Annotated in this window: 17 protein-coding genes; 5 read left to right on the top strand and 12 right to left on the bottom strand. The window is 59.4% G+C overall.

The window, feature by feature from the left end; all coding sequences use genetic code 11:
* Positions 1–387: 387 nt before the first annotated feature.
* Positions 388–1,143 carry an NYN domain-containing protein gene (locus C2U47_RS19865; RefSeq protein WP_010674502.1) on the top strand — a complete coding sequence of 252 codons (756 nt, stop codon included), beginning with the start codon at positions 388–390 and terminating at the stop codon, positions 1,141–1,143.
* Between the two features lie 161 nt (positions 1,144–1,304).
* Here the strand turns inward: C2U47_RS19865 and C2U47_RS19860 are convergent, their stop codons facing one another.
* The 10 genes from C2U47_RS19860 to sdhC form a co-directional block, all read right to left on the bottom strand.
* Positions 1,305–1,712 (bottom strand): hypothetical protein, encoded by a 408-nt coding sequence (locus tag C2U47_RS19860; protein WP_125117235.1) that lies wholly within the window; start codon positions 1,710–1,712, stop codon positions 1,305–1,307.
* A gap of 142 nt (positions 1,713–1,854) precedes the next feature.
* The gene (locus C2U47_RS19855; protein WP_052815317.1) at positions 1,855–2,895 is read right to left on the bottom strand and encodes an IS481-like element ISAs19 family transposase; all 1,041 of its coding nucleotides are present in this window, start codon (positions 2,893–2,895) and stop codon (positions 1,855–1,857) included.
* A gap of 204 nt (positions 2,896–3,099) precedes the next feature.
* A complete protein-coding gene (sucD, locus tag C2U47_RS19850; RefSeq protein ID WP_005300222.1) occupies positions 3,100–3,972 on the bottom strand; it encodes a succinate--CoA ligase subunit alpha in 873 nt (290 codons plus the stop codon).
* A complete protein-coding gene (sucC, locus tag C2U47_RS19845; protein ID WP_005300220.1) occupies positions 3,972–5,138 on the bottom strand; it encodes an ADP-forming succinate--CoA ligase subunit beta in 1,167 nt (388 codons plus the stop codon). The genes sucD and sucC overlap by 1 nt, the downstream gene beginning before the upstream one ends.
* Positions 5,139–5,245: 107 nt before the next feature.
* Complete coding sequence (gene odhB / locus C2U47_RS19840; protein WP_010674499.1) at positions 5,246–6,439, bottom strand: 2-oxoglutarate dehydrogenase complex dihydrolipoyllysine-residue succinyltransferase; 1,194 nt, start codon at positions 6,437–6,439, stop codon at positions 5,246–5,248.
* Positions 6,440–6,527: 88 nt separating this feature from the next.
* Entirely contained in the window at positions 6,528–9,338 is a 2,811-nt protein-coding gene (gene sucA / locus C2U47_RS19835) for a 2-oxoglutarate dehydrogenase E1 component (RefSeq protein WP_010674498.1), read from the bottom strand.
* A 114-nt stretch (positions 9,339–9,452) separates the two neighbouring features.
* Positions 9,453–10,169 carry a succinate dehydrogenase iron-sulfur subunit gene (locus C2U47_RS19830; RefSeq protein WP_010674497.1) on the bottom strand — a complete coding sequence of 239 codons (717 nt, stop codon included), beginning with the start codon at positions 10,167–10,169 and terminating at the stop codon, positions 9,453–9,455.
* 17 nt (positions 10,170–10,186) lie between these two features.
* Entirely contained in the window at positions 10,187–11,953 is a 1,767-nt protein-coding gene (gene sdhA / locus C2U47_RS19825) for a succinate dehydrogenase flavoprotein subunit (RefSeq protein ID WP_029314421.1), read from the bottom strand.
* A gap of 1 nt (position 11,954) precedes the next feature.
* On the bottom strand, positions 11,955–12,299 hold the full coding sequence (sdhD, locus tag C2U47_RS19820) for a succinate dehydrogenase, hydrophobic membrane anchor protein (RefSeq protein ID WP_010674495.1): 345 nt from the start codon (positions 12,297–12,299) through the stop codon (positions 11,955–11,957).
* Positions 12,293–12,682 carry a succinate dehydrogenase cytochrome b556 subunit gene (gene sdhC, locus C2U47_RS19815; protein WP_029314418.1) on the bottom strand — a complete coding sequence of 130 codons (390 nt, stop codon included), beginning with the start codon at positions 12,680–12,682 and terminating at the stop codon, positions 12,293–12,295. The genes sdhD and sdhC overlap by 7 nt, the downstream gene beginning before the upstream one ends.
* Positions 12,683–13,105: 423 nt before the next feature.
* Between sdhC and C2U47_RS19810 the strand changes: the two genes are divergently transcribed.
* The 3 genes from C2U47_RS19810 (at position 13,106) to C2U47_RS19800 (ending at position 15,422) form a co-directional block, all read left to right on the top strand.
* On the top strand, positions 13,106–14,392 hold the full coding sequence (locus C2U47_RS19810; RefSeq protein ID WP_010674492.1) for a citrate synthase: 1,287 nt from the start codon (positions 13,106–13,108) through the stop codon (positions 14,390–14,392).
* A 93-nt stretch (positions 14,393–14,485) separates the two neighbouring features.
* Positions 14,486–14,800 carry a DUF4377 domain-containing protein gene (locus tag C2U47_RS19805; protein WP_010674491.1) on the top strand — a complete coding sequence of 105 codons (315 nt, stop codon included), beginning with the start codon at positions 14,486–14,488 and terminating at the stop codon, positions 14,798–14,800.
* Positions 14,801–14,897: 97 nt separating this feature from the next.
* A complete protein-coding gene (locus C2U47_RS19800) occupies positions 14,898–15,422 on the top strand; it encodes a GNAT family N-acetyltransferase (RefSeq protein WP_010674490.1) in 525 nt (174 codons plus the stop codon).
* A gap of 69 nt (positions 15,423–15,491) precedes the next feature.
* On the opposite strand, the gene fabB is transcribed toward C2U47_RS19800, so the two are convergent.
* Complete coding sequence (gene fabB / locus C2U47_RS19795; RefSeq protein WP_029314417.1) at positions 15,492–16,703, bottom strand: beta-ketoacyl-ACP synthase I; 1,212 nt, start codon at positions 16,701–16,703, stop codon at positions 15,492–15,494.
* 90 nt (positions 16,704–16,793) lie between these two features.
* Here fabB and mnmC point away from each other — a divergent pair, with 90 nt between their 5' ends.
* Positions 16,794–18,809, top strand: a complete 2,016-nt coding sequence (gene mnmC / locus C2U47_RS19790) for a bifunctional tRNA (5-methylaminomethyl-2-thiouridine)(34)-methyltransferase MnmD/FAD-dependent 5-carboxymethylaminomethyl-2-thiouridine(34) oxidoreductase MnmC (RefSeq protein ID WP_174217469.1) — start codon at positions 16,794–16,796, stop codon at positions 18,807–18,809.
* Between the two features lie 118 nt (positions 18,810–18,927).
* Here the strand turns inward: mnmC and C2U47_RS19785 are convergent, their stop codons facing one another.
* Complete coding sequence (locus C2U47_RS19785; protein WP_010674487.1) at positions 18,928–19,533, bottom strand: DUF922 domain-containing protein; 606 nt, start codon at positions 19,531–19,533, stop codon at positions 18,928–18,930.
* Between the last annotated feature and the right edge of the window lie 58 nt (positions 19,534–19,591).

Below are 19,591 nucleotides of genomic sequence, written 5' to 3'. Positions count from 1 at the left end.
GCCTGCAACATGCAGACTATTGGGTCCGCATTTTTATGACGCGAGTGATAGCCAGCCCTGATAGCGAGGAACGTTGTGCAAGGGTCAATAAGCGGGAGCTAACCTGAGTTCGGCTTGGCACTTTGCCTCAAATCGGGGGGGCATTGGCCACCAGCGTGGCCAGCGGGTTGCCCCAAACAGCGGCAGGATTGATTCACCAGCGCAACAGCATTAGCCAACTTAGTTGCAGCAGCGTAACAATCTTGGGCTGTTTGTCACTGGTGGCTGGAGACGCTTGTGGCATAATACATTTCCCGAACGTCCGAATACGCTTCATTATTCGAACCTACGGCTAAGTAGTATAATGGAATCACTGCTCATAAAATAAATTTATGCACGGAGGCTTTCATGAAAGATAAAGAAAAAATAGCCGTATTTATTGATGCTGATAATGCACCGGCAGGTAAGATAGATATTGTTCTTTCAGAATTAGCTCGATACGGCGTTGTAAACATTAGAAAAGCATATGGTAACTGGAAAAACCCGAATATTAAACCATGGGAAGATGTACTACACGATTATGCTATACAACCAGTACAACAATTTGATTTAACAAAGGGTAAGAATGCTACAGACATGGCATTAGTCATTGATGTCATGGACGTCATATACACAAAACACATTGACATAATATGCCTTGTGTCATCAGATTGTGATTTTACACCTTTAGTTACTAGAACACTTGCTGATGGAAAATTCGTCATCGGATTTGGAGAGCGAAAAGCACCATTACCATTCGTCAATAGTTGCTCTCGATTTCTATATCTTGATGCAGAACCGGCTCTGGAACAACCCATTCAAAAACAAAGTAAAAATATAAAGGGGGACACAAAACTCATCAATTTACTCAGGCAAGCAATAGATGCTATTGGCGAAGATGATGGCTGGGCCATGCTTGGCGAGATTGGCAACCACATTTCAAACCATGCTTCATTTGATCAACGAAACTACGGATTTAGAAAACTGAGCGATCTATTCCAGTCCATCGATCTCTTCGAGATGAAAAAGACAAATGGTTCAGTTATTTGGGTTAGAGACAAAAGAAAAGCAAAACAACTGAATAAGTCCACGACGCCCTTACAATCCGCAGCAAGTAAAAACTAATCATAAGTCTCTATGGTCGAAGAACGAAACGAGCTCTGACACGCAAAATATACTCCCTAATAAATGCAGCCAATAAGTTGGCATCTTCGTTAGGGAGTTATCTGAAGTGATAAAATAAACCATCACCTCGCTAAAAGATACATTATTTGTCATTAAAAGCTTTAACGTGATTGAACCAACCCTAAAAACAATCTAACGCTAGGATAAGATATAATAGCTCCGAACACAGCGATACCAACCCCCAGCTCCCGACAATAACCAATCGACAGCATATAGTTTGAAAATATCCACAGGAGACCACTCGCTTTCCCACTAAATGTCATTATTTCACATGAATCAGCCAAAACAATATTGGTACCGATAAGCACAAAACCGGCGCCGGCAGAAAAGACCAGCAACGCATGACCAATGACAAAGAGCTGGGCCCGCTTATCGCCATCAGAAAAATAAATGCCAAACCAGAATAAAACCAGAGATAACGGGAACAGGTTAAATGCAATCCAATCAATCACTCTGGTAGAGGATGAACTATCAAAAATGACTGCATTGCCGGTAACAACAAGCAACATGATAAACAGCAGAAAAAACCACCTCATTGTTTCACCCAAGCACCAAGAACGACGATATGATTGTTATATCCTCATCTGCTGAACTTGCGAAGCTGTACAGATCTAGTTATCACCTGACACCGGCCTCAAACCGGTGTCTTGTTTACGCTACTTTAGTGCGCACTTCCTTCGGTATCAATTTCAGACCCTTTTTGAACATGCTGTAGGGGGTTTGACCCTCCATCATCCTGCCCTGATGTGGCCGCTGGGTGTTGTAGTGATCCAGATAGCTGTCCAGGTCTGTCTGCATCTGCTCCACTGATTCATACCAGATCGTCCTCCCCTTGATACGGAAGTGTTCATCCAGCAGGGTGCGATGTAGCCGCTCGATAAAGCCGTTGCTCTGCGGCCTGCGTACCTTGGTGGTCCGGTGCTCAATCCCCTCCAGTTGCAGGAACAGCTCGTAGGGGTGATGGTCAGGGCGCCCGCAGAACTCGCGCCCATTGTCCGACAGGATGGTATAGACCCGCGCCTCGTGAGCCTCGAAGAACGGCAGGACCGTTTCGTTGAGCACATGGACCGAGGTCACCGGCAGCTTGCTGGTGTAGAGCCGTCCCCAGGCGTGGCGGCTGTAGCAGTCCAGTACGGTTTGCAGATACACCTTGCCCACCCCCTTGAGTGCGCCGACGAAGAAGGTGTCGACCGCCACCAGTTCCCCGGTGTAGTGAACCTCAATTTGGCGTTCGCGAAACTCGGGGCTGAAGCGCTCGAGCAGGCGGATCTGCTCGTCATTGAGCTCAATCGTCTGTTCCCTATGGGTTTTCTCAAGGCGCAACAAGCGGTCATGCTTGGAGAGCAAGTCGTGACGTTGCCACACGCCACGCACACCGCCCGCACTGACGTTGATGCCTTGCAGAGCCAGTTCTTGCGCGACCCGCAGCGGGCCATGGGTTGGTCTGGTGAGGGAGTAATCGAGGATAGCCTGTTCAATCTCGGGAGCGACCCGGTTGGGATGCGCCCCTTTACAGCCGGGGAGTTTGTCGAGCAAGCCCTCAGCCCCATAGGTCTGGTAGTTACGGCGAATCTCGTAGAACTGCTGGCGGCTGTAGCCGATGAGCTTGCAGGCTTTGCTGACATTATTGAGCTCTTTGGCGAGCTCTAGCAGGCTGAGTTTGCGACGTGCTACTTTCTCGTTGGTGGTCATACGGTGACTCCGGATAACACGGTAGGGGTACCGTTTTGTTATCCGGTTTGAAGCCGTATGACCACTCCCTTTTGTGGGCAACTGTCAGGTGAATACCATCTCCATACATTCTGACATTCACGAACACCGATTACTATTTAAGATAGTCAGCCATAAAAAAGCCGCCCATTGGGCGGCTTTTTCAATTAGAGATAATAGGCTGACTTACCAGCCGGTCACTTCACGCAGGGCCTTGCCGATATCGGCCAGGGAGCGCACGGTTTTCACGCCGGCATCTTCCAGGGCGGCAAATTTCTCTGCTGCCGTGCCTTTGCCACCGGCGATGATGGCGCCCGCATGACCCATGCGCTTGCCAGCCGGGGCGGTGACGCCCGCGATGTAGGAGACCACCGGCTTGGTGACGTGGGCCTTGATGTAGGCCGCCGCGTCTTCCTCGGCGTTGCCGCCGATCTCGCCGATCATCACGATGGCTTCGGTCTGCGGGTCATTCTGGAACATCTCCAGGATGTCGATGAAGTTGGAACCCGGGATGGGGTCGCCACCGATACCGACGCAGGTGGACTGGCCGAAGCCCTCGTCCGTGGTCTGCTTGACCGCTTCGTAGGTCAGGGTGCCGGAGCGGGAGACGATGCCCACCTTGCCCGGCTTGTGGATGTGGCCCGGCATGATGCCAATCTTGCACTCACCCGGGGTGATGACACCCGGGCAGTTGGGGCCGATCATGCGCACGCCGGTTTCCTGCAGCTTCACCTTGACGTCCAGCATGTCCAGGGTCGGGATGCCTTCGGTGATGGTGACGATGAGCTTGATACCGGCATCGATGGCTTCCAGGATGGCGTCCTTGCAGAACGGGGCCGGTACATAGATGACGGAGGCGGTGGCGCCGGTGGCTTCCACGGCGTCACGGACAGTGTTGAACACCGGCAGGCCCAGGTGGGTGGTGCCACCCTTGCCCGGGGAGACGCCGCCGACCATCTGGGTACCGTAGGCAATGGCCTGTTCGGAGTGGAAGGTACCCTGACCGCCGGTAAAGCCCTGGCAGATCACCTTGGTGTCTTTGTTGATCAGAACGCTCATTATTTGGCCTCCGCTGCTTTTACCACTTGCTGAGCTGCGTCAGTCAGACTCGTTGCGGCGATGATATTGAGGCCGCTGTCGGCCAGTTTACGGGCACCCAGTTCGGCGTTGTTGCCTTCCAGACGCACCACCACGGGCACTTTCACCCCCACTTCCTTGACGGCGCCGATGATGCCTTCCGCGATCATGTCGCAGCGCACGATGCCGCCAAAGATGTTGACCAGCACGGCTTGTACCTTGCTGTCGGAGAGGATGATCTTGAAGGCCTCGGTCACGCGCTCCTTGGTGGCGCCGCCGCCGACGTCCAGGAAGTTGGCCGGGGAACCGCCGTGCAGGTTGACGATGTCCATGGTGCCCATGGCCAGGCCCGCGCCGTTGACCATGCAGCCGATGTTGCCATCGAGCGCCACATAGTTCAGCTCCCACTGGGCGGCGTGCGCTTCGCGGGGGTCATCCTGGGACGGGTCGTGCATCTCGCGCAGCTTGGGCTGACGGTACAGGGCGTTGGCGTCGATGTTGATCTTGCCGTCCAGGCAGTGCAGGTTGCCCTTGTCGGTGATGACCAGGGGGTTGATCTCCAGCAGGGCGAAGTCGCAGTCCAGGAACATCTGGCCCAGGCCCATGAAGATCTTGGTGAACTGCTTGATCTGATCGCCGACCAGACCCAGCTTGAAGGCCAGCTCGCGGGCCTGATAAGGCTGCGGGCCTACCAGGGGATCGATGGCAGCCTTGTGAATGAGTTCCGGGGTTTCGTGGGCGACTTTCTCAATCTCCACACCACCTTCGGTGGAAGCCATGAAGACCACGCGGCGAGAGCCACGGTCAACCACGGCGCCCAGGTACAGTTCCTTGGCGATGTCGGTGCAGGACTCCACCAGGATCTTGGTAACCGGCTGACCATTGGCGTCAGTCTGATAGGTCACCAGGTTCTTGCCGAGCCAGTTCTGGGCGAAGGCGCGGATCTCGTCCTTGCTCTTGGCCAGCTTGACGCCGCCCGCCTTGCCGCGGCCACCGGCGTGGACCTGGCACTTGACGACCCAGGTGTTGCCGCCAATCTTGTCGGCCGCTTCGGCCGCTTCCTGCGGGGTGGCACAGGCATAACCTTCGGAGACCGGCAGGCCATACTCGGCAAACAGCTGTTTTGCCTGATATTCATGCAGATTCATAGATGCTCTATCCGTGTTGTAGGTATTTCCGTCCGGGGCTCGTGTTTCTCAATCCCCTGTGAATGGGGGGCCTGGGCGGCCCCTCGTTATCTTTCAGTCACGCTTGCTCAGACATCCAGCAGCAGACGGGTCGGGTCTTCCAGGAGCTCCTTGATGGAGACCAGGAAGCCCACGGACTCGCGGCCGTCGATGATGCGGTGATCGTAGGAGAGCGCCAGGTACATCATCGGCAGGATCTCGACCTTGCCGTCGACGGCCATGGGGCGGTCCTGGATCTTGTGCATACCCAGAATGGCGCTCTGGGGCGGGTTGATGATGGGGGTGGACATCAGGGAGCCGAACACGCCGCCGTTGGTGATGGTGAAGTTGCCGCCAGTCAGTTCATCCACGGTCAGCTTGCCGTCACGGCCCTTGCCGGCCAGATCCTTGATGGCCTTCTCGATGTCCGCCAGGCTCATGTTGTCGCAGTCGCGCAGCACCGGGGTCACCAGACCACGGGGGGTGGAGACGGCGATGCTGATGTCGAAGTAGTTGTGGTAGACGATGTCGTCACCGTCCAGCGCCGCGTTCACTTCCGGGTAGCGCTTGAGGGATTCGACCACGGCCTTCACATAGAAGGACATGAAGCCGAGCTTGATGCCGTGCTTCTTCTCGAAGATCTCGCCGTACTGCTTGCGCAGCTTCATGATGGGCGCCATGTTGATCTCGTTGAAAGTGGTCAGCATGGCGGTGGTGTTCTTGGCCTCCAGCAGACGCTCGGCGATGCGCTTGCGCAGACGGGTCATGGGCACACGCTTCTCGGTGCGACCGGCCAGCGGCGCGACCGGTGCGGCAGCCACGGGAGTGGCAGCAGTCGGCGCAGCCACGGGAGCCTTGCCCAGATTCTTGATGAAGGCTTCCACGTCTTCCTTGGTGACACGACCACCCTTGCCAGTGCCGGTCAGCTTGGCGACGTCGATGTCATGCTCGGCCACCATGCGGCGCACGGAAGGGCTCAGGCCATCGGCTGCGTCATCGGCCACGGCTTCCACCGGCTTTTCGCTGGTCGCTTCACCGGCAACGGGGGCCGGCTTGAGCATGGCGATCAGCTGGCGGGAGAGCACGGTGGCCCCTTCGCTCTGCAGGATGTCGCCCAGTACGCCGGCTTCCGGCGCGGGCACTTCCAGCACGACTTTATCGGTTTCGATGTCAACCAGCACTTCGTCACGGGCAACCAGATCACCCGGTTTCTTGTGCCAGGTCGCGATGGTGGCATCCGCCACTGATTCCGGCAGGTCCGGTACCTTGATCTCGATAGTCATGTAATCAGTTCCTTGTTACTTCTTGGCCAGCAGGCTTGTTCCAGGTCAGAGAGGATCCCGACACGGGCCCTCCTCATCCACAACTCGTTCATTCCAGGGTAAGGGCGTCTTCCACCAGGGCTTTTTGCTGCTTGGCGTGGACGGACATGTAACCGACGGCCGGTGAGGCCGAGGCCGGGCGACCGGCATAACGCAGACGGGCATGGCTTGGCAGCACGCTGTCGTAGTGATGACGGGTGCTGTACCAGGCGCCCTGGTTCTGCGGCTCTTCCTGACACCAGACGAAGTCGGTGACATGGCTGTAATCGGCCAGGATGGCGCGCACTTCCTCTTCCGGGAAGGGGTAGAGCTGCTCGATCCGTACCAGGGCCACGTCCTGCTGCTCGGCCTTGCGACGGGCATCGAGCAGGTCGTAGTAAACCTTGCCGGAGCAGAAGACCACGCGCTTGACGCCTTTGGGATCCAGCGCATCGATTTCGCCGATGGCGTTCTGGAAGGTGCCCTCTGCCAGCTCTTCGAGCTTGCTCACCGCCAGCGGGTGGCGCAGCAGGGATTTGGGCGTCATCACGATGAGCGGACGGCGCATGGGGCGCACCACCTGGCGACGCAGCATGTGGAACACCTGCGCCGGGGTGGAGGGCACGCACACCTGCATGTTGTGCTGGGCGCACATCTGCAGATAACGCTCCAGACGGGCAGAGGAGTGCTCCGGGCCCTGGCCCTCGTAACCGTGGGGCAGCAGCATGGTCAGGCCGCACATCCGGCCCCACTTCTGCTCGCCGGAGGAGAGGAACTGGTCCACCACCACCTGGGCGCAGTTGGCGAAGTCACCGAACTGGGCTTCCCAGATGGTGAGACCGGCCGGCTCCGCGCTGGCGTAGCCATATTCAAACGCCAGTACCGCGTTCTCGGTCAGCACGGAGTCGTACACCTCGAACGGGCCCTGCTCGTCGTGCAGGTTGCACAGCGGGGTGTAGGTGCTGGCATCGGTCTGGCTGTGCAGCACGGCGTGGCGATGGAAGAAGGTACCGCGGCCGGAGTCTTCCCCGGTAAAGCGAATGCGGGATCCCTTGTCCACCAGGGTGGCGTAGGCCAGGGTCTCGGCAAAGCCCCAGTCCACCAGTTTCTCACCGGCGGCCATCAGGCGACGGTCTTCGTAGATCTTCTCGACCTGGCGTTGCAGCACATGGGTGGCCGGATACTGGCTGATGCGCTCGCCGAGGGCCTTCAGGTGATCCATCGGCACAGTGCTGTCATAGGCCATGGCCCAGTCGTGACCCAGATAAGGGGTCCAGTCCACGGAATGCAGCTCCATGGGGCGCCATTCCTTGCTCACCCGCTCGCCCCGATCCAGGGTATCGCGATAGTCGTTGACCAGGGTGGTAGCCAGCTCCGGTGCGATGGCTCCTTCGGCGATCAGCTGATCGGCGTAGATCTTGCGCGGGGTCGGGTGCTGCTTGATCTTCTGATACATCAGGGGCTGGGTCGCGCTCGGCTCGTCAGCCTCATTGTGACCGTGACGACGGTAGCAGACCAGCTCGATCACCACGTCGCGCTTGAAGGTGTTGCGGTAATCCAGGGCAATCTGGGTCACCAGTACCACGGCTTCCGGGTCATCCCCGTTGACGTGCAGCACAGGTGCCTGCACCGCCTTGGCGATGTCGGTGCAATATTCGGTGGAGCGCAGGTCACGGATATAGGAGGTGGTGAAGCCCACCTGGTTGTTGATGACGATGCGCACCGTCCCGCCCACGCCATAGGCACGGGTCTGGGACATGTTGAAGGTCTCGGCAACGACCCCCTGCCCCGCGATGGCGGAGTCACCGTGGATGGTGATGGGCAGGACGCTGGAGCCGTCCTTGTCACCGCGACGGTCCATACGGGCACGCACGGAGCCGATGACCACGGGGTTGACGATCTCGAGGTGCGACGGGTTGAAGGCGAGCGCCAGGTGGACGTTGCCGCCCGGGGTGGCGAAGTCGGAGGAGAAGCCCATGTGGTACTTCACATCCCCTGTGCCCCAGGATTCGCCGTGCTTGCCGGCGAACTCGTCGAACAGGTCCTGAGCGCGCTTGCCCAGTACGTTGATGAGCACGTTGAGGCGACCGCGGTGGGCCATACCGATGACGGCTTCCTTGCAACCCTGCTCACCGGCGCGGCGAATAAGCTCTTTGAGCATGGGCACCATGGCATCGCCCCCTTCCAGGGAGAAACGCTTGGCCCCCGGGAACTTGGCACCCAGGTATTTTTCCAGCCCTTCGGCGGCGGTCAGGCTCTCGAGGAAGCGGGTCTTCTCTTCGAGGGTATAGTTGCCCTTCCCTTCGATGGATTCCAGCCTGTCTTGCAGCCAGCGCTTCTCCTCGGTGGAGGTGAGGTGCATGTAGTCGGCGCCGATGCTGCCGCAATAGGTTTTCTTCAGCGAGGCATACAGATCGGAGAGCACCATGGTCTCGCGACCGATGGCGTAGGAGCCCACATTGAAGGTGGCCTCCATGTCTGCACCTTGCAGGTTGTGGAAGGCCGGATCCAGCTCGGCGACCGGCTCGCGCTGCCACAGACCCAGGGGGTCCAGGTTGGCGTTCTGGTGACCGCGGAAGCGGAAGGCGTTGATCAGTTGCAGTACGCGAACCTGTTTGGCATCCACCTGGGGATCGGAGACGGGAGCGCTGTAACGGGAGGAGTCCTTGGCCAGGCGGCGGAAATAGTCGCGAACCTGGGAGTGGGGTTGTTCTACTGCATGTCCGTTGACCTGGGGCAGCGACTGGAACAGGCTGCGCCATTCGTCGGCAACGGAGTCGGGGTTTTCCAGGAAGGATTCGTACAAATCCTCAATGTAGCTTGCATTCGCACCAGCCAGGTGAGATGACTCCAACCAGGCCTTCATCACGCCGTTATGCATTTCTATCCCTTGTACATCTTGTTCGCTGCACTGCAGCTTGTAGGGTCATAGCCATCCCGGGGCGGGATGGCTATCCAGAGGTCGGGCCCGGCGCAAGGCGCCCTGGCCCCGATACTACACGGCTCGGTTGAGCAACATCGACTTGATCTGACCGATGGCCTTGGTCGGGTTCAAGCCCTTGGGACAGACGTTCACGCAGTTCATGATGCCGTGGCAGCGGAACACGCTGAAGGCGTCATCCAGGTTGCCCAGTCGCTCACTGGCCGCAGTGTCGCGGCTGTCCGCCAGCCAGCGATAGGCGGCGAGCAGGCCGGCCGGACCGATGAACTTGTCCGGGTTCCACCAGAAGGAGGGGCAAGAGGTGGAGCAGCAGGCACAGAGTATGCACTCGTACAGGCCATCCAGCTTGGCGCGCTCTTCGGGGGATTGCAGGTGCTCACGCACGGGCGGCAGTTTTTCGTCGTTGATGAGGAAGGGTTTGACCTTCTCCCACTGGGTGTAGAACTGGGTCATGTCGATCACCAGATCCCGGATCACCGGCAGACCGGGCAAGGGTCGAATGACGACCTTGCTGCCCTTCTTCAAGAGATCGGAGAGCGGCGTGATGCAGGCCAGACCGTTCTTGCCATTCATGTTGAGACCGTCAGATCCACAGACCCCTTCGCGGCAGGAGCGGCGGAAGGCGAGCGTGGGATCCAGCTCCTTGAGCTGGATCAGTGCGTCGAGTACCATCATGTCGGAACCTTCAGGAATATCAAGACGATAATCCTTCATATACGGGACGTTATCAACGTCCGGATTGTATCTGTAGACAGAGAATGTGACGTTCATTGTGCTTGGCTCCGCAATCAGTAAGTCCGGACCTTGGGCGGGAACGCCTCACGGGTCTTGGGTGACATGTTGACAGCGCGACGGGTCATGGACTCGGTGTCCGGATGATAGAGGCTGTGGCACAGCCAGCTCTCATCGTCACGCTCCGGGAAGTCGAAGCGGCTGTGGGCGCCACGACTCTCGGTACGGAAGTTCGCCGCCACCGCGGTGGCATAGGCGGTCTCCATCAGGTTGTCCAGCTCCAGGCACTCGATGCGCTGGGTATTGAACTCCTTGGAGGTGTCGTCCAGACGGGCGTTCTTGAGACGCTCGCGGATGAGTTTCAGCTCGGCCAGCCCTTCTGCCATGGCATCCCCTTCCCGGAACACGGAGAAGTTGTTCTGCATGCAGCGCTGCAGGTCCTTGCGGATCTGTGCCGGGTCTTCCCCGTCACGGTTGTTTTCCCAGCGGTTGAAGCGCTCCAGCGCCTTGGCGATGTCGGCGTCGGTGGCTTCCACACCGTGCTCCATCGAACCAAGGGTCTCCACCAGGTGCATGCCGGCAGCACGACCGAACACCACCAGATCCAGCAGGGAGTTGCCGCCCAGACGGTTGGCACCGTGCACGGAGACGCAGGCGATCTCGCCCACCGCGAACAGACCGACCACCGGCACGTCGTTGCCATCCTTGTCCTGGGTCAGGCACTGGCCGTTCACGCTGGTCGGCACGCCGCCCATCATGTAGTGGCAGGTCGGGATGATGGGGATGGGCTCTTTGACCGGATCCACGTGGGCGAAGGTGCGAGAGAGCTCGCAGATGCCCGGCAGGCGGGATTCCAGCACCTCTTTGCCCAGATGATCCAGCTTGAGCTTGATGTGCGGGCCCCAGGGACCGTCACAGCCACGGCCTTCGCGGATCTCGATCATGATGGAACGGGCCACCACGTCGCGACCGGCCAGATCCTTGGCGTTTGGTGCATAACGCTCCATGAAGCGCTCGCCGTCCTTGTTCAGCAGGTAGCCGCCTTCACCACGGCAACCTTCGGTGACCAGTACCCCTGCCCCGGCGATACCGGTGGGGTGGAACTGCCAGAACTCCATGTCCTGCACGCCGACCCCGGCACGCAGCGCCATGCCGACGCCGTCACCGGTGTTGATGTGGGCGTTGGTGGTGGACTGGTAGATGCGACCGGCGCCGCCGGTGGCGAGCACGGTGGCCTTGGCCTTGAAGTAGACGACCTCGCCGCTCTCCATGTCGATGGCGGTACAGCCGACGATATGGCCATCCTGGTTCTTCACCAGATCCAGGGCATACCACTCGGAGAAGACGGTGGTCTTGTTCTTGACGTTTTGTTGATACAGGGTGTGCAGCAGGGCGTGACCGGTACGGTCGGCTGCCGCCGCGGTGCGGGCAGCCTGCTCGCCGCCGAAGTTTTTGGACTGACCGCCGAACGGACGCTGGTAGACGGTACCGTTGTCAAAGCGGGAGAAAGGCAAGCCCATGTTCTCCAGCTCATAGATGGCCTCGGGGCCGGTCTTGCACATGTACTCGATGGCTTCCTGATCACCGATATAATCGGAGCCCTTGACGGTGTCATACATGTGCCACTGCCAGTTGTCGTCGTGGGCATTGCCCAGGGCGACCGTGATCCCGCCCTGGGCGGAGACCGTGTGGGAACGGGTCGGGAAAACCTTGGATAACAGGGCGCAGCTCTTGCCGGACTGGGCAATCTGCAGCGCGGCGCGCATACCGGCGCCACCGGCACCGATCACGACCGCATCAAATTCACGAGTTGGAATAGTCACCTTACACACCCCACAGCACGACGAAACCAGTCATCACATAGACAAACAGCACCACCACCAGCACAAACTGCAGCGCACCGCGCAGTCCGACCGGCTTGATATAGTCGGTCAGCACCTGCCACAGACCGATCCAGGCGTGGATCAAGACGCATACGAGCGTCAGCAGGGTGAAGACCTTGGTGAAGGTGTTGGAGAAGAAGCCGGTCCACACCTCGTAGGTGATGTCGTTGAACGCGACAAAGCCAACCAGATAGAGGACGTAGCACGTCATGATGAGGGCGGTGGCGCGGATCAGGATGTAATCATGAACACCGCTGCGCCCGAAAGTTGCAGAATTGGTTACCATACCAGCACCCCCGCCAATACCGCCAAAACCGCGGTGATCACGAAGGCCACACGGGCACTCTGATTACCGGATTCCAGCTCTTCCCAATAGCCCATGTCCATGACCAGGTGCCGCAGACCGCCCACGATGTGGTAAGCCAGCGCGGTCAGGATCCCCCACAGCACGAACTTGACCAGGAAGTTGTCCATGATGGCAACGACCGATTCAAATCCTTCGGGAGAGGCGAGTGAAGTACCAAGCATCCACAGCAAGATGGCCAATGCCACAAAGGTGATGACCCCTGAGACACGATGCAAGATGGAAGCGATGGCGGTGACAGGAAAGCTGATCGTCTGTAGGTCGAGGTTTACAGGTCTCTGTTTGTTTTTCACGGCTTTGCCCACTCAGCTCCATTGAGCACGTTAGTTATTGTTTTCACACGCTTTGAGGGCGAGGAGTGGCATTTGTTAGGTTTTTGTTACCAAAACAACTCAGGAAAGCCAAAAATAACATTTTCGATATCACATCTGGCTTTGCGAAAGCGTTTCAAACACCGACGACCATCACCCACGTGGCGCAGTATATCGGCGGCCTTAACCAATGACAATCAAATAGCTACACAGAAAATCCAAAACCGTAAACCAGATCTCACAACAGCTTTAACAAGTCATTAATGATCATCCAGCAAAATTGACAAAGACATGGTTCTCTGGTTCAAATAAGGCGCTCCAGCCGCCGTGGTACGGGTAAGAACCTTTGCCAGCGTCATAACAGTCGTAATAAAGTAGGGCTGGAACCAAATTATAAAAGAGCAAAGGAGACGTGCTATGGCTGATAAGATAGCCACCCTACATCTGCCCGGAAAAGAGCCGGTTGAATTGCCGATCCTCTCCGGTACCGTTGGACCCGATGTGATCGATGTCAGAAAGCTGGGCACGCAAGGATATTTCACCTTCGACCCCGGTTTCATGGCCACCGGTTCTTGCAAATCATCTATCACCTACATCGATGGCGACCAGGGTGTCTTGCTGCACCGCGGTTACCCCATCGCCCAGTTGGCCACCCAGGCCAGCTACCTCGAAGTCTGCTACATCCTGCTGTACGGCGAGGCCCCCACCAAGACCCAATATGCGGAATTTGAACGTCTGGTCACCCGCCACACCATGGTGCACGAGCAGATCGCCTTCTTCTTCCGCGGCTTCCGCCGCGACGCCCACCCCATGGCCGTCATGTGCGGCGTGGTCAGCGCGCTGTCCGCTTTCTATCACGACGCCCTCGACATCAACAACGAGGAGCATCGCGAGATCTGTGCCTTCCGTCTGCTCTCCAAGATGCCGACCCTGGCCGCCATGTGTTACAAGTACTCCATCGGTCAGCCCTTCATGCAGCCGCGCAACGCCCTCTCCTATGCAGGCAACTTCCTGCACATGATGTTTGGCGTGCCGACCGAAGAGTACAAGGTCAACCCCATCGTCGAGCGCGCCATGGACCGCATTTTCACCCTGCATGCGGACCATGAGCAAAACGCCTCCACCTCCACCGTGCGTCTGGCCGGTTCTTCCGGTGCCAACCCGTTTGCCTGTATCGCCGCGGGGATCGCCTCCCTGTGGGGCCCGGCCCACGGTGGTGCCAACGAAGCCTGCCTCAAGATGCTCGAAGAGATTGGCTCCGTGGATCGCATCCCCGAGTACATCGGCCGCGCCAAGGACAAGAACGATCCGTTCCGTCTGATGGGCTTCGGTCACCGGGTCTACAAGAACCACGATCCCCGTGCCACCGTGATGCGTGAAACCTGCCACGAGGTGCTTACCGAGCTGCAGATCAAGGATCCGCTGCTGGACGTGGCCATGGAGCTGGAACGCATCGCGCTGTCCGACCCCTACTTCATCGAGAAGAAGCTCTACCCGAACGTGGACTTCTACTCCGGCATCATCATGAAGGCCATCGGCATCCCCATGTCCATGTTCACCGTGATCTTCGCCATCTCCCGTACCATCGGCTGGATTGCCCACTGGAACGAGATGCATTCGGACCCGGATCAGAAGATCGGCCGTCCCCGTCAGCTCTACACCGGTCAGCCCCTGCGCGAATTCGTGCCCCTCGACCAGCGCTGAGCCCGATCTGTCATGGTTTGTTACAAAGGCGGTCATTGACCGCCTTTTCTTTTGCAGGTTTAATCGCGCCCTTTTACGCCAAGGACACTCATCATGAAATCTCCCCTGCTCCTCAGCTCCGCCCTCCTGCTCAGCGCCTGCCAGAGCGCCCCGACCACCGAAACCCTCTATATCCAGGACAAACTGGCAGACTGCGTCGGCGTCGCCCCCATGAAGTGCATGCAGGTACGTAGTCAGCCAGGCGAGAGCTGGAGCCTCTTCTATCAGCAGATCGAAGGCTTCACCTTCGAGCCGGGCTACCGCTACCAGCTGGAAGTGACCAAGGAGCAACTTGCCGATGTGCCGGCCGATGCCCCTTCCTTGCGCTACCAGCTGGTCAAGGTCGTGAGCAAGGAACCGGTTCGCTGACGAGTCGCTGACAGGTGACCCGGTTTCGTTTGTGTGCTCTCTGGGGTATGCTGTCACCCCTTTTTGCCACGGTTTGAGTACGGACCCGACCCGCATCATGATCACGATCCGCACCATCCGCACGCCAGACTGGCCCGCCATCATGGCCATCCAGCACGAGTGTTATCACCAGTTCGAACCAGAGCCCCTCGAGGTGATGCAGAACAAAACCGAGCTGGCCCCCGCCTCCTGCTGGGTGGCCGAGCGTCAGGGCAAGGTGCTGGGTTACCTGCTCTGCCACCCCTGGCGTGCCCACCAGCCCCCGCCCCTCTCGGTGCCGATGAAGGCGCTGGCCGGTCACGACGAGTTCTATCTGCACGATCTCGCTGTCTCGAGCAAGGCACGCGGCCTGGGTGTCGGACAGCGGCTGCTGGCAAGGGCGCTCGCTTTCGCGAGCCATGCTGGATATCGCCATGCAGGCCTGGTGGCGGTTCAGGATGCCCCCGCCTTCTGGCGCAAGCAGGGGTTTGTGCCCGCCGACACCGGCAAATCGCTGGTGGAGTATGGTGACGGGGCTGTCTATATGCGGTTGCCCCTGGCAGACAGCGGTCCCAAACCGGGAACCATCAGCAGAATTCAATAAAAAGAGTTCAATAAAAAAGGCGCCTTTCGGCGCCTTTTTCTATTTCGCGTTGTGCTCCCCACGGGGAGATCAAGCCTTGAACTTGCTGAACACCAGAGAGGCGTTGGTACCGCCAAAGCCGAAGCTGTTGGACATGACGGTATTGAGGTCGGCCGCTTCGTATTCACGCACGATGGGCAGGCCCACGGCTTTCTCGTCCAGATTCTCGATGTTGATGCTGGGGGCGATGAAGCCGTGTTCCATCATCAGCAGGGAGTAGACGGCCTCGTGCACGCCGGCGGCGCCCAGAGCATGGCCGGTCATCGCCTTGGTGGCGGAGAGCTTGGGTGCATTGCTGCCAAACAGGGTCTGAATGGCTTCCAGCTCCTTGGTGTCACCGACCGGAGTGGAGGTACCGTGGGTGTTGATGTAATCCACCTTGCCGACCCCCTGCATCGCCATCTTCATGCAACGCACGGCGCCTTCACCGCTCGGGGCCACCATGTCGTAGCCGTCGGAGGTCGCACCGTAACCGGTGATTTCGGCGTAGATGTGGGCACCACGGGCCAGGGCGTGTTCCAGCTCCTCGACCACCAGGATGCCGCCGCCACCGGAGATGACGAAGCCGTCGCGGTCCGCATCATAGGTGCGGGACGCTTTTTCCGGGTTGTCGTTGTACTTGGTGGAGAGCGCGCCCATGGCGTCGAACTGGATGGTGGAAGACCAGTCCAGCTCCTCGCCGCCACCGGCAAAGATGATGTCCTGCTTGCCAAGCTGGATCAGTTCCAAGGCATGACCGATGCAGTGGGCAGAGGTCGCACAGGCGGAGCTGATGGTGTAGTTGACACCCTTGATCTTGAATGGGGTAGCAAGACAGGCGGAGGTGGTGGAGGACATGGTACGCGGCACCATGTAGGGACCCACCCGCTTGACGCCCTTTTCACGGGCGATATCGGCAGACTCGGAGGTGTTCTTGCCGGAGGCGCCGCCGGAACCGGTCACGATGCCGGTACGCTCGTTGGAGACCATCTCTTCCGGCAGGCCGGCATCTTCGATGGCCTGCTGCATGGAGAGGTAGGCGTAGGCCGCGGCGTCACCCATGAAACGCATGACTTTACGGTCGATCAGTTCAGACGGATCGAGTTTGATGTTACCCCAGACACGGCTGCGCAGGTTGTACTGCTCGAACTGCTCGGAATAGGTGATGCCGGATTTGCCTGCTTTCAGGGAGGCCAGCACCTCTTCCTTGTTGTTGCCGATACTGGAGATGACGCCGATACCGGTGATCACTGCTCTTCTCATTAATTCATCTCGTCTGGAAAAACTGGCACCGAGTCTACCCGCTTTCGGCTGCCAAACTGGTCTGCTTTCACGTAGAATGCCCGCGATTTTGTGACGCGAGCCGAGGAAAACGTGAGTCAAACATCCTTACATCATGCCCGATTGGACTGGAACGAAGCGGGAACTCCAGTCTCCAGTGAGTTCGGGGATGTGTACTTTTCCAATGATAACGGTCTAAGTGAAACCCGCTACGTCTTTTTGCAGCAAAATCGACTGCCAGAGCGATTTTCGCACCACGATAGTGACAGTTTCGTGATTGGTGAAACAGGTTTCGGTACAGGACTTAACTTTCTGGCCACAATGGCCGCCTTTCTGGAACAGGCCCCCCTGTCCGGCAACGGATCCCGGCTGCACTTCATCAGCGTCGAGAAATACCCCCTTACCCAGGCCGATCTGCGCAAGGCCCTGGCCGCCTGGCCCGAGCTTGCCCCCTTGAGCCAGCCTCTCATCGACCAGTGGCCGTTGCCGGTCTCCGGCTGCCATCGCCTGCTCTTTGCCGATGGCCGCATCCGCCTCGATCTCTGGTTTGGCGACATCAAGGAGATGCTGCCCCAGGTGCCCCATCCGGCAACCGGTCTGGTGGACGCCTGGTATCTGGACGGTTTCTCCCCTGCCAAGAACCCAGAGATGTGGACCCAAGATCTCTTCGACGATCTCGCTCGCCTCGCCCGCCCCGATGCCACCCTCTCGACCTTTACCTGCGCCGGTTTCGTGCGACGGGGGCTGATTGCCGCCGGCTTTGCCATGAAGAAGGTGAAGGGCCATGGCAGCAAGCGGGAGATGCTGGCGGGTGTTCGGGAAGGCAAAGTGCCGCAGCAGAGCATCGCCCCCTGGTATGCCCGCCCCGCAGGGCGGGAGGGAGAGGTGCTCATCATCGGTGGCGGCATCGCTTCCGCCATGACGGCGCTCTCTCTGGTGGAGCGGGGTCGGCACGTCACCTTGCTGTGCGAAGATGGCGAACCGGCCAGCGGCGCCTCCGGCAATCGACAAGGGGCGCTCTACCCCCTGCTCAACGGCGAGCACGATGCCCTGTCGCGCTTCTATTCGCTGGCCTTTGGCTTTGCCAGAAACCGGCTGCTGGCCCTGGCAAAGCACCACCCCGTCGCCTTCTCCCTGTGTGGCGTCACCCAACTCGGCTACGACGACAAATCCGCCGCCAAGCTTGCCAAGATGAGTCAGGGCCCCTTCCCCCCCGAGCTGATGCACCCACTCTCGGCAGCGGAGGTTGAGCAGGTGGTCGGCCTGCCCTGCGATGCGGATGGTGTGAGCTATCCCCTGGGGGGCTGGCTCTGTCCGGCGGATCTCACCCGCGCCGCCATCAGGGAGGCGCAGGCCAGCGGGCGGCTGGAAGTGGTGTTCAATGCCGCTGCGACCCACATTGCCGAGCAGGACGGTGGTTGGCGAGTGGAGAGCCGGGATGGCCGCCAGTGGCGTGCCCCCAATCTGGTGGTGGCAGCCGGGCATCAGCTGCCAGCCCTTCTCCCCTTTGCCGAGCTGCCGCTCTATCCGGTGCGCGGCCAGGTGAGCCATGTGCCGACCACGGCTGGCTTGAGCCAGCTCAAGACCGTGCTCTGCTACGATGGCTACCTCACCCCGGCCCACAACGGCGCGCACTGCATCGGGGCCAGCTATGGCCGCAACCAGACCGACCTTGCCTACCGCACCGACGAGCAGGAGCAGAACAGGGCGCGGCTGCAAGCCTGTGTACCCCAGCAGCGCTGGCCTGCCGAGGTGGATGTGAGCGGTGCTCAGGCCCGCGTCGGGGTGCGCTGCGCCAGCCGGGATCACCTGCCGGTCGCCGGGCCCGTCGCCCGGTTGGCGGCGCTGGCGGATCATGACGTCAACGCCCCCGCGGATCAGCAGAGCGCACTGCCCCTGCACGCCGGCCTCTACGTGCTGGGGGCGCTCGGCTCCCGGGGGCTCTGCTCGGCGCCCCTGTGCGGCGAGCTGGTCGCCAGCGAGATCTGCGGCGAGCCCCTGCCGCTGGCCGCCGATCTGCTGGAGGCGCTCCATCCCGCCCGCTACTGGGTGCGAAGGCTGCGCAGGGGCAAGCCACTGCGCGACTAGCCACCCAGGAGCCGGGGCTGCCCGCCTCCACGCCATTGGACACACCAACAAAAAACGGGCTCAATCAGCCCGTTTTTTTATGTTTCCCATGAGCGTCCATGGGCCTGTACACGTGTCATCAGCCAGCCCTGGGCCAGACGACCCCCAGCTTGCGCCCCTGATCGGTCTGGCTGGCCAGGGTGTCGAACCGCGCCCGGGTGGCCTCCAGCACCGCCTGCCCTGCCTGCCAGCCCTGATGCTCCAGGGTTGGGCAATCCCGGGTCACCGGCAACTGGGCGAGGCGCGTGCCAAGCTGGCTCACGCTCTCCAGCAGGATATCCTTGTGACGGCTCTCGTAATCAAACATGGCGGCCACCAGCTTGTCCCACTTCTGGCGCTCCTTCGCGGGCGCACGGGCCTTGTCCATCCAGTTGGGCACCCTGACCTGGATGCGGGCACGGACGCTGGCCTGCTCCAGCTCGCAGCGCGCCGCCGTCGCCTTCGTCTGCAACTGCCAGGAGAGCTGATAACTGGCCTTGCCGATGTGCCCGTCCGCCTGGGTGGGCGACAAGGCGGTGATCTGGCGCATCACGGCCCCCACATCGGCCCCGGAGACCCGATAGAACTGGAAGTCGACCTTGATATCGGGGGCGACCTTCACACCGGCATAGTGGGAAGGTACAGCACCGATTGAGGCGGCATAAATGAGGGCCACCGTCACCCCTGTCTTGCTGAAGAGTCCCATCTGTCCGCGGCTTTGCTCCTTGTGAGTCCCGGCTTAATTTCAATTAATAATCAATGCA

Origin of the sequence: Aeromonas sp. ASNIH7 (assembly GCF_002903485.1) — a bacterium.
Taxonomy (GTDB): Bacteria; Pseudomonadota; Gammaproteobacteria; order Enterobacterales; family Aeromonadaceae; genus Aeromonas; species Aeromonas caviae.
Note: the sequence above shows the minus strand (reverse complement) of the source record. Positions and strands in the feature narration are given on the sequence as shown.